The organism is Ureibacillus thermosphaericus (assembly GCF_002370195.2).
In the GTDB taxonomy this organism is placed as follows: Bacteria; Bacillota; Bacilli; order Bacillales_A; family Planococcaceae; genus Ureibacillus; species Ureibacillus thermosphaericus.
The window spans coordinates 1,827,362-1,839,160 of sequence record NZ_AP018335.1; the positions used below are offsets into that span (position 1 = coordinate 1,827,362).

13 protein-coding genes are annotated in these 11,799 nt (G+C 38.7%); 12 read left to right on the forward strand and 1 reads right to left on the reverse strand.

What is annotated here, in order from left to right; translation table 11 throughout:
* Positions 1-15: 15 nt before the first annotated feature.
* The 12 genes from UtA1_RS08765 to UtA1_RS08820 all read left to right on the forward strand — a co-directional run bounded on the left by UtA1_RS08765 (position 16) and on the right by UtA1_RS08820 (position 11,061).
* Complete coding sequence (locus UtA1_RS08765) at positions 16-1,683, forward strand: GspE/PulE family protein (RefSeq protein ID WP_096550732.1); 1,668 nt, start codon at positions 16-18, stop codon at positions 1,681-1,683.
* Between the two features lie 13 nt (positions 1,684-1,696).
* Positions 1,697-2,740 carry a type IV pilus twitching motility protein PilT gene (locus tag UtA1_RS08770; protein ID WP_096550733.1) on the forward strand — a complete coding sequence of 348 codons (1,044 nt, stop codon included), beginning with the start codon at positions 1,697-1,699 and terminating at the stop codon, positions 2,738-2,740.
* The gene (locus UtA1_RS08775; RefSeq protein ID WP_096550734.1) at positions 2,737-3,945 is read left to right on the forward strand and encodes a type II secretion system F family protein; all 1,209 of its coding nucleotides are present in this window, start codon (positions 2,737-2,739) and stop codon (positions 3,943-3,945) included. Before UtA1_RS08770 ends, UtA1_RS08775 begins: the two co-directional genes overlap by 4 nt.
* A 112-nt stretch (positions 3,946-4,057) precedes the next feature.
* Entirely contained in the window at positions 4,058-4,528 is a 471-nt protein-coding gene (locus UtA1_RS08780) for a type II secretion system protein (RefSeq protein WP_096550735.1), read from the forward strand.
* A 116-nt stretch (positions 4,529-4,644) separates the two neighbouring features.
* A complete protein-coding gene (pilM, locus tag UtA1_RS08785; RefSeq protein ID WP_096550736.1) occupies positions 4,645-5,634 on the forward strand; it encodes a type IV pilus biogenesis protein PilM in 990 nt (329 codons plus the stop codon).
* The gene (locus UtA1_RS08790) at positions 5,618-6,205 is read left to right on the forward strand and encodes a hypothetical protein (protein WP_096550737.1); all 588 of its coding nucleotides are present in this window, start codon (positions 5,618-5,620) and stop codon (positions 6,203-6,205) included. The genes pilM and UtA1_RS08790 overlap by 17 nt, the downstream gene beginning before the upstream one ends.
* Positions 6,202-6,891 carry a potassium transporter gene (locus UtA1_RS08795; protein WP_096550738.1) on the forward strand — a complete coding sequence of 230 codons (690 nt, stop codon included), beginning with the start codon at positions 6,202-6,204 and terminating at the stop codon, positions 6,889-6,891. Before UtA1_RS08790 ends, UtA1_RS08795 begins: the two co-directional genes overlap by 4 nt.
* A 28-nt stretch (positions 6,892-6,919) precedes the next feature.
* The gene (locus UtA1_RS08800) at positions 6,920-7,675 is read left to right on the forward strand and encodes a prepilin peptidase (protein ID WP_096550739.1); all 756 of its coding nucleotides are present in this window, start codon (positions 6,920-6,922) and stop codon (positions 7,673-7,675) included.
* Between the two features lie 428 nt (positions 7,676-8,103).
* Positions 8,104-8,355 (forward strand): hypothetical protein, encoded by a 252-nt coding sequence (locus UtA1_RS17145; protein WP_096550741.1) that lies wholly within the window; start codon positions 8,104-8,106, stop codon positions 8,353-8,355.
* Between the two features lie 305 nt (positions 8,356-8,660).
* Entirely contained in the window at positions 8,661-8,954 is a 294-nt protein-coding gene (locus UtA1_RS08810) for a helix-turn-helix domain-containing protein (protein WP_172597841.1), read from the forward strand.
* Entirely contained in the window at positions 8,951-9,823 is an 873-nt protein-coding gene (locus UtA1_RS08815; protein WP_096550742.1) for an IS3 family transposase, read from the forward strand. The genes UtA1_RS08810 and UtA1_RS08815 overlap by 4 nt, the downstream gene beginning before the upstream one ends.
* 533 nt (positions 9,824-10,356) lie before the next feature.
* Entirely contained in the window at positions 10,357-11,061 is a 705-nt protein-coding gene (locus UtA1_RS08820; RefSeq protein ID WP_096550743.1) for a gamma-glutamyl-gamma-aminobutyrate hydrolase family protein, read from the forward strand.
* 52 nt (positions 11,062-11,113) lie between these two features.
* Here the strand turns inward: UtA1_RS08820 and lexA are convergent, their stop codons facing one another.
* On the reverse strand, positions 11,114-11,731 hold the full coding sequence (gene lexA / locus UtA1_RS08825) for a transcriptional repressor LexA (RefSeq protein WP_016836870.1): 618 nt from the start codon (positions 11,729-11,731) through the stop codon (positions 11,114-11,116).
* Positions 11,732-11,799: the final 68 nt, after the last annotated feature.

Consider the following 11,799-nt stretch of genomic DNA (forward strand, 5'->3'; position numbering starts at 1 on the left):
AAAGGAGAGGGCAAAATGATTACGAAAAATAGGAAGCGATTAGGGGATTTGCTCGTTGAAGCAGGGGTTATATCAACTGAACAACTTGAATACGCACTAAAAAATAAATCGAGCAACGAAAAATTAGGGGATTTCTTAATCCGAGAAAACTTTTTAACAGAGCAACAATTAATTGAAGTGCTTGAGTTTCAATTAGGTGTTCCGCATGTAAACTTAAGCCAATATCGAATCGATCCAGAAGTACTTCAGTTAGTGCCTGCAGAGTTGGCAAAACGGGCACAAATTATGCCCATTCGCAGAGATAAAAATCGATTGTTTATCGCAATGGCTGACCCGATGGATTACTTTGCTATAGAAGAAGTTCGAATGGCAACCGGATGTCACATCGAGACGGGGATAGCTGCGAAAGATGATTTATACAGAACAATTGCTAAATATTATGATTTACAAGAATCGATGGATGCGGCGATGGCCGATTTAAACATTGCTGCATCGGAAACGGTAGATCAGCAAATTACCGATGACGATTCACCGATTGTTCGATTAGTAAACCAATTAATTTCCAATGCGGTATTGCAAAAGGCGAGTGATATACACTTTGATCCGCAAGAGACGGAATTTCGCGTAAGATACCGGATAGATGGTGTGCTCAGAACGGAGCGTTCACTTCCAAAACATATGCAAAACATGGTGACAGCTCGCATTAAAATTATGGGGAATTTAAATATTACAGAAAACCGTGTACCACAAGACGGCCGCATTAAAACGACCATTAATTTCCGTCCGGTGGATATTCGTTTATCAACATTGCCGACCATTTATGGCGAAAAAATCGTTATGCGTATTCTTGATTTAAGCAATGCTGCTACAAGTATCGATAAATTAGGATTTAGTAAACAAAACGAAGAATTATTCCGAAATATGATTTCAAGACCAAATGGCATCGTATTAATCACCGGTCCAACCGGTTCAGGTAAATCGACGACATTGTATGCCGCTTTATCTGAACTTAATCAAGAAGGGGTAAATATTATTACCGTTGAAGATCCAGTTGAATATCGACTCGAGGGAATCAATCAAATTCAAGTAAAAGAAGAGGTTGGTTTAACATTTGCGGCAGGGTTGCGATCCATCCTCCGTCAAGACCCAGATATTGTAATGATTGGGGAGATAAGGGATACCGAAACAGCAGAAATTGCAACTCGAGCATCCCTTACTGGTCACTTAGTTTTGAGCACGCTCCATACAAATAGTGCTGTTGAATCGATTTCTCGACTAGAAGACATGGGAGTAGAACCGTTTTTAATCGCTTCTTCCGTCGTAGGAGTTATTGCACAACGATTAGTAAGAAGGGTATGTCGCGACTGCGCAGAAACAGTATCTGCAACCCTTCGAGAAAAGGAAATCTTTTCTAGGGAAGGATTGCAAATTGATAAGGTGCTTCGAGGTCGAGGATGTCCAGCATGTAACCATACGGGATATAAAGGTCGAATTGCAATACATGAAATCTTACCGATTGATCGTACGGTGAGAGATTACATTTTGCAACGAAAAGGAATTCCAACCATTATGGATTACATGAAGCAGGAAGGTTATCGAACTTTACTTGGAGACGGATTTTTAAAGGTATTAAATGGCTTGACAACTACAGAAGAAGTACTACGCGTAGCAACGGTCGAATAGAAAGGGATGTGCCATGGGATATTCAATCCAAGATTTACTACAAAAAACTTATGAATTAAATGCTTCAGATTTACACATTACCGTTGGAACTCCACCAGTGTACCGAATTCACGGTCAATTAGAAAGGTTTGGAGATTCCGAGTTGATTGCTGAAGAGATTATTGACATGGTGAACGCTATTATTCCGGATAACAAATTAGAAGAATATCGTTCAAAAGGAGATGCAGATTTTAATTACGCTTTTAACGAAAATTTTCGATTCCGTGTCAATGCTTATCATCAACGAAATGCACCAGCATTAGCTTTTCGATTAATTCCAACGAAAATCCCGACAATTGAATCGCTCGGAATGCCGAAAGTGTTATATGATTTGGCGGATAAACCACAAGGACTTGTGCTAGTAACGGGGCCTACAGGTTCTGGTAAATCTTCTACGTTGGCAGCAATGATTCACCATATCAACGAAACGAAGGCAAAACACATTATTACGCTAGAAGATCCGATTGAATTTATTCATCAACATAATCAATCCATTGTCAATCAACGGGAAATTGGAATTGATGCAAAAGATTTTGCAACAGGACTAAGAGCTGCTCTTCGTCAAGACCCAGATGTCATTCTCGTTGGAGAAATGCGGGATTTAGAAACGATATCAACTGCAATTACTGCTGCAGAAACAGGGCATTTAGTGTTTGGTACACTTCATACATCCAGTGCACCGACAACGATTGATCGTATTATCGATGTTTTTCCACCACATCAGCAAAATCAAATTCGCAATCAACTTGCTAATGTGTTGCAAGGAGTAATTTCCCAACGACTTTTCGTTCGAAAAGATAGAAGTGGCCGTGTAGCAGCAACCGAAATTCTTGTGGCTGTGCCGTCAGTGACAAATTTAATTCGCAACGAAAAGATTCACCAAATTCAAAATATCATGCAAACGAGCCGTGCACTAGGCATGCATACGTTGCAACATTCAATTCAAGAGTTGCTTTCAAGAGGCATCGTGTCGTTTGAGGAAGTGAAACCTTACATGAACGTTGGTGATTACCATTGACCATTTACAGGTATGTAGGAAGGACGAAAACAGGTCAAGTAATAAAAGGCAAAATCGATGCAACAAGTAAAAAAGCTGCGATTGCAAAACTTCGGGAGAAAGGTATCAACCCCCGGGAAGTCAATCAATCGTCGAGCATCCTTGACAAAGAGCTGAATTTCGGTGGGGGAAAAGTAAAAAACCAGGATTTCGTCATCTATTGCCGACAATTTGCTACGCTGATTCGCGCAGGTGTATCGATTGTTGATTCTACAAATATATTATCTCGCCAAACAAAGAGCAAGCCGTTAAAAAAAGCCTTGGAGATGGTGGAGGAGGATATTCGAACGGGGATTTCCTTCTCCGATGCGACAAAAAAACATCCGAAAGTGTTTCCCGAATTGTTTACTAACATGATCGCTTCCGCAGAAGTATCGGGGAATATGGATATTACTTTGGATAAATTGGCTACAACCTTCGAAAAGCAATACAACTTAAAGAAAAAGATTCAATCGACGATGACTTATCCGTTAATATTGCTTGTTTTAACTATTGCAGTAGCCATATTTATGATGGTCTTTATTGTTCCTTCATTTACTGAATCCTTTGAAAGCATGGGGGCAGAGTTGCCAACAGTTACCATCATCACCATCAAAATTAGCGATTGGTTACGAAATTTTTGGTGGGTAGTACTTGGTATTCTTGTAATCGCAATTGTGCTGTTTTATTTCCTTTATAAAAACAATAAAGAGTTTCACTATACGATGAATTATTTATTGTTGAAATTTCCAATATTTGGTCCGCTATTGCAAAAATCTGTTATTGCACGGATGGTATCCACTTTGTCTTCATTGTTTAGTAGTGCAGTACCGATTTTGCAAAGTCTAACGATTGTAGAAAAAGTGGTCGGGAATCCGGTGATTTCACAAGTTGTAAGAGAAGCAAGAGATAGTCTTGAAAAAGGGAGTCCACTATCAGAACCTTTAGCGAAAAGTTGGTTATTTCCACCGCTTGTCACATCGATGATATCGATTGGAGAATCTACGGGTTCCCTCGATTATATGCTAGAAAAAGTTGCGGAATTTTATGAGGCAGAAGTGGAACGCAATGTGGATACGTTAAAGTCGTTAATTGAACCTATCATGATTCTATTTCTGGCAGTAATCGTAGGTGGAATCGTTGCAGCCATCTTCTTGCCGATGTTTAGCTTGTATGAACAAATGTAGGAAAATAGATTAATAGTTTCGGACTATTTTAAGGGGGTGAGGTTAACGGGTAAAAGTGTAGTCCGAACTAAGTCATAACGAGTTACATACTAATCCTAAAGGAGGTTTTTATATGTTAAAATTATTGAAAAAACGTTTAAAAAATGAAAAAGGTTTAACGTTAATCGAAGTGTTAGCAGTAGTTGTAATTTTAGCAATTGTGGCAATGATTGCGATTCCAGCAATCGGAAACTTAATTGAGAATAACAGAATTAAAGCAATTAAAGCGGATGCAATTAACGTAATTAGTGCAGCTCAAATCTACTATACTGATGGTGGGGAAGAGAAGTTTGGTGAAAAAATTGGTAATACTACTAAGATAAAAGGAGAAGACTATGTTCAAAACTTTGGTTCAATAAGTAAAGATGGCCTAACAGTTACTAGAGATGGTAAAATTTCAGCAACTGGTACAAAAGGAAATGTCACAATTAAGTTTGGAAATGAAAGTTCTGGCGCTTCAATTGAAGATATTAAGGCAGAAGAGGCTAAAGCCGGAAGTAATATTGAAATTCGTGTAGATGGTTCTAAAATATATCCAAATTAATGAGACGTAATATATTTAGTTTTCCAAACCACTCCTGAAAGAGTTTTTTCGGGGGTGGAAATGGAAAACTAATATTTGAGAATAATTTTTTATGCTGGAAAAAAGGAGCCCTGCGTATGTTTAGACGAAAGAAAAAATCTCATGTATCCATTGAAATCAATGATTACGTACTTCGCTCCCTTGTGATGAAGGGATCAGATCTATCGCAGGCGAAAGTAATGGAGATTGCCATTCCAGAAGGGGTAATTGAAGAATCTGACGTAAAAGATGAGTTGACTCTGTATGAACTCTTAAAAAAATACGCTCCCAAATGGGGTGGGAAAAACCAACATGTTCGTTTTCTCGTTCCGGATTCTTTCATTCTATTAAAATCGTTTGAACATCCGAATGATATTGAAGCAACTAAATTAAGAGAATATGCGGAAATGGAAATAGGTTACTCCATTCATCTTCCATTTGAAGAGCCCCTTATTGATGTGTTTGACCCGGAGGAAGGGGACGGCAAGGCGATGCTGTTTGCCGCAAGCTCTGAACAAGTGAATAAATACATACATTTATTTTTAGATATTTCGATGCATCCGGAAGCGGCGGATGTTCGGGCACTCTGTAATTTACGATTGCTTGAATCGTTGAATCTATTAAATGAACAAAAAACCTATTTGCTGACAAATTGGTTACTTAATGAATTATCCATTACGATTTATTCTAAAGGGAATGTCGAATTCCAACGTTTTCAACCCATTGATACGGATTTGAGCCGATGGAAGGCGGAAGAAGTGGGTGAGCATCAACTAGACTTCTCCTATTATGGAGAGTTTGAAGATTATCGCATGCTCATTTCAGACCAAGTGTTAGAGCTCGATCGCATCATGAATTTCTTCCGTTTCTCTTTAAATAAAGGAGAAAAGGGAGTCGATGAAATCATCGTCATGGGGGATAACCCCTATCTTGATGAAATTCATTCTTTTCTGCAACAAAGTTTTGATTTACCTATGCAATTAATTAATGATTCGTTTATTCAACAATATTATCCCGAATTGAAGGCAAAACATGCATCGTTAATGGGACTGGCCTTAAAGGAGGTTAATCATGATCCCAGATATTAACCTGTTGCCGAGAGTCGATAAAAGGGAGTCCGCATCGAAAAATCTCTATATTCTCTTAACAATTGTTGTTTTACTTCTCGTTGCTTTTTTTGTGTTCCAATATTTTAAAATTCGAGGCGAAATTGCACATTTGCGAAGCGAAGAACAACAAGTGATTGCAGAGCGGAATCAATTGCAAGAAGAACTCGACAGCATGACCGTTAACACAGGTTCGTTAAAGCAATCCATTGAATTTGTTGAGACAATTTCGTATCCAGTTTCACCCATAATCGATGAAACGATTCGTTTGCAGACGGGACATTCTTATTTAAGGGAATATACATTTGACGCAAAGACAGCAGAGGTAACAATGGACTTTGAAACATTAAGCGACATAGCGAACTATTTGTCTCGACTAACAGGAAGCGCTTACTTCCAAGATGTGCAAGTGACTTCCATAGAACATTTTGATCCTAGTGATTTCGAGGAAGAGGATGACTCAACAAACTTCAACGAAATTCCTCGATATGAAGTAGTATTTACGCTCTTTATCGATCAACAATATTTAGCTGCTGGAGGTGTTGACAGATGAAATTAACAAGTGGTAAAAATTCATCCACCTTGTTGATTATTGCCCTCGTAGCAGCACTGTTATTTGCTGTATATTATTACGTTATTTTACCGAAAAAAGAGGAAGTCGCCTCACTCGAATCGTCCATTGCTTCGACTCGCTCTGAAATGACCACAATTCAACAACAAATCGAGGAAATTAATGCTAGTAAAAGCATTGACGAAGCAACGCTTTTTGAAATGCGTCAGAAAGTTCCTGCTACAAGAAATTTAGATGATCTCATATTAAATATAGAAGAAACTCAATATGTATCGGGCACAAAAATTTTATCAGTTGATTTTAACAACTACGATACGCTTGTTTCTAATTCCGAGTTGGAAGACCCTAACGCTCCAACAGAAGACAGTGAAAATGTAGATGACTCTGGGGAAGAAACGTCTTCAAACGAAAGACCTGTTTCGACAATTGCAAAAGAATCTTTACCTCCAGAGTTAAAATTAATTACATTTGAAGTCAATGTGGAATCCCCAGATTTCCAGCATCTAGTCCATTTTATTAAAGAAATTGAAAAAATAGAACGTATTATGCATATTGATATTATCGATTTTTCTCTGCCTGGGGAAGAAAATGAATTCGCTGAGGATCCAGTGGATAGCATCGAAGCAACTGTTCAAGTGACAACCTTCTATTATGAAGGAGATGAATAGTCAATCGATTTTGTGAGGAGCGCTTTACATGGAAATTGTGTATGGAATTTTTTTCTTCCTATTTGGAATTGTGTTTGGGTCATTTTTTAACGTTGTAGGCCTAAGAATTCCTAAGAAAGAGTCAATCATTACTCCACCATCCCATTGTCCGAATTGTCAAAGGCGACTGACTGCGATTGATTTAGTTCCTGTATTTTCATACATATGGTTACGAGGAAAATGCCGGACGTGTGAAGCGAAGATTTCGCCGATTTATGTAGTTTCAGAGCTTGCAACAGGTTTACTGTTTGCATTTAGTTATATACAGCTCGGATTGTCCATTGAATTGGCCATTGCGCTTTTCTTTATTTCATTATTAGTGATCATTGTCGTATCTGACCTAAAATATATGATTATTCCGGACAAAGTGCTTCTTTTCTTTTTACCATTGCTAATCTTAGGTCGCATTCTTTCGCCGATTGAACCGTGGTGGGATGCTTTTCTTGGTGCGGTGATAGGTTTTGGAATATTGCTTTTGATAGCGGTAATTTCAAAAGGAGGAATGGGTGGCGGCGACATTAAACTATTTTTCTTAATCGGTCTGGTTTTAGGGACTTTGAAAACCTTGCTAACTTTATTTTTAGCATCCGTCATCGGCATGATTGTCGGTATGATTGTGTTATCGGTGCGAAATCAAGGTCGCAAAACTCCTGTTCCATTTGGCCCGTCCATTGCATTGGCAGCGGTCATCGTGTATTTTTACGGCGGTACAATCATCCGGTGGTATTGGTGGTTGTTTCATTAAAATTTATCAAGGAGAGTATCACCTATTTTGGGTGGTGCTTTTTTGTTTGGGTTAAAACAATAGTGTGTGAGGTTAGGTTTTTGAAGCTTGATAAGGTGGCAACTCGTGCGGATAAAGTACTTGCTTGTGCAGATAGAGTACCCGCTCGTGTAGATAAAGTTGAAACATGTGCGAATAGGTATCCGCTTGTGTAGATAGGGTACCAACATGTGCAGATAGAGTGTCCGCTTGTGTAGATAAAGTTGAAACATGTGCGAATAGAGTGTCGCTTGTGTAGATAAGGTGGCAACTCGTGCGAATAGAGTGTCCGCTTGTGTAGATAAAGTTGAAACATGTGCGAATAGAGTGTCGCTTGTGTAGATAGGGTACCAACATGTGCAGATAGAGTACCGGCTTGTGTAGATAAAGTTGAAACATGTGCGAATAGAGTGTCCGCTCGTGTAGATAAAGTTGAAACATGTGCGAATAGGGTGTCTGCTTGTGTAGATAAGGTGGCAACTCGTGCGGATAAAGTACTTGCTTGTGCAGATAGAGTACCCGCTCGTGTAGATAAAGTTGAAACATGTGCGAATAGAGTGTCTGCTTGTGTAGATAAGGTGGCAACTCGTGCGTATAGGGTGTCTGCTTGTGTAGATAAGGTGGCAACTTGTGCGGATAAAGTACTGCTATTATACCTGTAAAGTTTACACATTAAAGCGCCCATAAGATGAGCATAATAAATATAAAATGTGGGAATTTATTGGGTTTATTAAAAAGCCACAGCGTAGCTGCAATGCCATTGACACCTACCACGATTCTTAGTACTTGGTGGATGGGGTCGGGGCCCCGCCAACAAGTACTTAGAAGCGATTTGTCCGTAGTACAATGACAAACGGAGTGAGCGCAAGGAGCTATTTTTTGAGATCATCTGCAATCTACAATCACTACGGACAATCAGGTAGGTGTCAATGGTGGCGTACTTCGTACATGAATGGAGGATATGGAAATGGCGAAAAAATATCGATATTACACATTTGAATTCAAAAAACAAGTCATTGAAAAATATTTCGAAGGGTATTCTTCCACAGAGGTAGCTAAAATATATAACATTCATCGGAGAAGAGTCTCTGAATGGGTGAAAATTGTGAAAGAAGGAGGCTATGAAGCTCTCTTAACCAAAAGAGAAAAAGTAGCTAAACAGAAACAGTCGCCTGTTGAAAAATCTTTGGAAGAAAAATATCTCCTATTACAGTTGGAGAACGAATACTTAAAAAAGTTGTTAGATCTAAGAAAGGGGTGAATGACAAAGAACAACAATTTGCCTTTATTCACGCTTACGCAGAACAATATCCGATTTCTATTTTAGCGGAAATCGCCAATGTATCCCGTGCGGGTTATTATAAATGGTTAAAGAGAAATGGAGAAAAACATCGTGATCAAATTGATGAACGGTTAATCCCTTATATCCTAAAGGTGTTTAACGATCACCGTGGTACTGTGGGGAGAAAACGAATCAAAATTGAATTGGAAAGACAATATGGGTTAGTCATCAATGAAAAACGGATTGCCCGTTTAATGAGGAAATATGGATTGGTATGCAAAATTCGCCAAAAGAAATTTAGATATCGTCCAAGTGTTCATGGAAAAATTCCCAATCTTCTTAGCCGTAACTTCAAAGCCATTCGAGAAGGAGTAAAGTTTTCCATTGATATTACGTATATTCGCGTGAAAAGAGGACGTCAAAAATGGGTATATCTCTGTGCCATTAAAGACTTATTTAATGAGGAAATCGTGGCTTATTCAATGGGGACAAGTTTGGAAATGAAATTAGTGTATCGCGCCTTAGAAATGCTTAAAAAAAGGGGATATAGTAAAGGAGCGATTCTCCATAGTGACCAAGGCACTCACTTTACTAATCCCGATTATCAAGAGTATCTCCGTGAGATGGAGATAACTCAATCCATGTCCCGCAGAGGCAACTGCTGGGACAATGCCTGCATCGAAAATTTCTTTAGTCATCTGAAGGTTGAACTTGGATGTTTTAGCCAACCCGAAACTGTACGAGAAATTTACGAAGCAGTAGAAAACTATATTAATTATTATAACACCAAACGTATCGTAACTAAACTAAAAATGAGCCCGATGGAATATAGAACAAAAGCAGCATAAATTTGGATTAATACGGGGCGGATAAAAATGTCTACTTGACAGGAGCATGAGCATACTTGCTTGTGCAGATAGAGTGTCCGCTCGTGTAGATAAAGTTGAAACATGTGCGAATAGGGTGTCTGCTTGTGTAGATAAGGTGGCAACTCGTGCGAATAGGGTGTCTGCTTGTGTAGATAGGGTAGCAACATGTGCGAATAGAGTGCTTGCTTGTGTAGATAGAACAGCCACTTGTGCGAATAAAGTGCAAATAATACCAACATGTGTGTATAAAAGGGGTGTCCACTTGAGCAGATAAAAAACAACATGTTTAGAGTGCCCACTAGTGTAGATGGAGTATTCTTGTGCGAAAAGGATGTCCACTTGAGCAGATATGAAGTATCAGGAGCAAATAATTCGTTTCTCTTGTGTAAAGATTCACGATTATGCAAAGAGTCTCCCATAAAATGAATACTCAAAAAAATACCAAAATATTCCTATACAATTCAAATATAATAAAATATATTACATAATATAATGGCAAGGGGGATGACTATATGAAACCAATTATAGGGATAACAATGGATTGGGAGGGGGGAACATATCGGGTAAATGATTCATACGTGCAAGCCGTTCTCAATGCAGGTGGAATTCCAATTTGCCTTCCTTATATTTCAGAAGAAGATGGAGAACAATTGATAAATAAAATCGATGGATTATTGCTCACAGGAGGAGGAGATATCAATCCCATTTTTTTTGGTGAAGAACCGCTTCCAAAATTGGGGAGAGTTGTAACAAAGCGTGACGAAAGGGAAATTCAATGGACAAAGATTGCACTTCAACGAAATATCCCGATTCTTGCAATTTGCCGTGGATTGCAAGTGTTAAACGTAGCGCTAGGTGGGACAATTATCCAAGATATTTACTCACAAAATGAAAGAGAAATTCTTCTGCATACCCAAAATTCTCATCGTTCCGAAACATCCCATTTTGTTCATCTTCAAGATAAGTGTAAATTGCAGCAAGTTGTAAGCTCCACAAAAATAGCAGTGAATTCCTTCCATCATCAAGCTGTAAAAGAAATTGCGGAAGACCTGACAATTGTCGGAGTGGCTAGCGACGGCATCGTGGAAGCGGTAGAACATAAAACTTCACCATTTTGCATCGGCGTTCAATGGCATCCAGAAGAGCTGGCTTTTAATGGTGAGGAAGGAGCAATAAAATTATTCAAAGCATTTGTTGCTGCTTGTACAAAAGAATAATAATGAAGAAAACTCGCATTCAGATGAATAGTTTGCGAGTTTTTTCTAGTAATTAATGAAATTTTCTATATAAACCAACTACAATTCCTAAAATCGTGACATTATCGACAATGATTGGTTCCATAGAAGAGTTTTCAGGTTGTAAGCGGAAATAATTCTTTTCTTTATAAAATCGTTTCACAGTCGCTTCATTTTCTTCCGTCATGGCAACTACAATTTCTCCGTTGTTTGCAGTAGATGCCTTTTTCACAACGACGTAATCTCCATCTAAAATACCGGCTTCAATCATCGAATCTCCCATTACTTCTAGCATGAACAGCTGATCTTCACTTGTTCCGTATGTAGCAGGTAGCGGAAAATATTCTTCTATATTTTCAATCGCTGTAATTGGACTACCAGCAGTTACTCTACCCACTAATGGCACATGGACAACTGGCTGTTTTTGAACCACTTCGTCACTATCCAATATTTCTATTGCTCGAGGTTTAGTAGGATCTCTCCTAATATATCCTTTTTGTTCTAGGCGCGTAAGGTGACCGTGTACTGTTGAGCTAGAGGCAAGCCCAACTGCTTCACCTATTTCGCGAACGGATGGAGGATACCCTTTTGCTCGAACTTCCTCTTTTATAAATTCTAAAATATCCTTTTGCCTTTTTGATAATTTCTCCATGTTGGTCACCTCTAATGTGAATAGTTTTACATATTTTACATATAGTATAACAGCACATCTCGAACAAT

Bases quoted from the DNA above. Each gene is read 5' to 3' on its own strand.
- UtA1_RS08770 (WP_096550733.1), top strand. From the start codon at position 1,697: ATGGGATATTCAATCCAAGATTTACTACAAAAAACTTATGAATTAAAT.
- UtA1_RS08780 (WP_096550735.1), top strand. From the start codon at position 4,058: ATGTTAAAATTATTGAAAAAACGTTTAAAAAATGAAAAAGGTTTAACG.
- UtA1_RS08765 (WP_096550732.1), top strand. From the start codon at position 16: ATGATTACGAAAAATAGGAAGCGATTAGGGGATTTGCTCGTTGAAGCA.
- UtA1_RS08790 (WP_096550737.1), top strand. From the start codon at position 5,618: ATGATCCCAGATATTAACCTGTTGCCGAGAGTCGATAAAAGGGAGTCC.
- pilM (WP_096550736.1), top strand. From the start codon at position 4,645: ATGTTTAGACGAAAGAAAAAATCTCATGTATCCATTGAAATCAATGAT.
- UtA1_RS08810 (WP_172597841.1), top strand. From the start codon at position 8,661: ATGGCGAAAAAATATCGATATTACACATTTGAATTCAAAAAACAAGTC.
- lexA (WP_016836870.1), bottom strand. From the start codon at position 11,731: ATGGAGAAATTATCAAAAAGGCAAAAGGATATTTTAGAATTTATAAAA.
- UtA1_RS08820 (WP_096550743.1), top strand. From the start codon at position 10,357: ATGAAACCAATTATAGGGATAACAATGGATTGGGAGGGGGGAACATAT.
- UtA1_RS08795 (WP_096550738.1), top strand. From the start codon at position 6,202: ATGAAATTAACAAGTGGTAAAAATTCATCCACCTTGTTGATTATTGCC.
- UtA1_RS08800 (WP_096550739.1), top strand. From the start codon at position 6,920: ATGGAAATTGTGTATGGAATTTTTTTCTTCCTATTTGGAATTGTGTTT.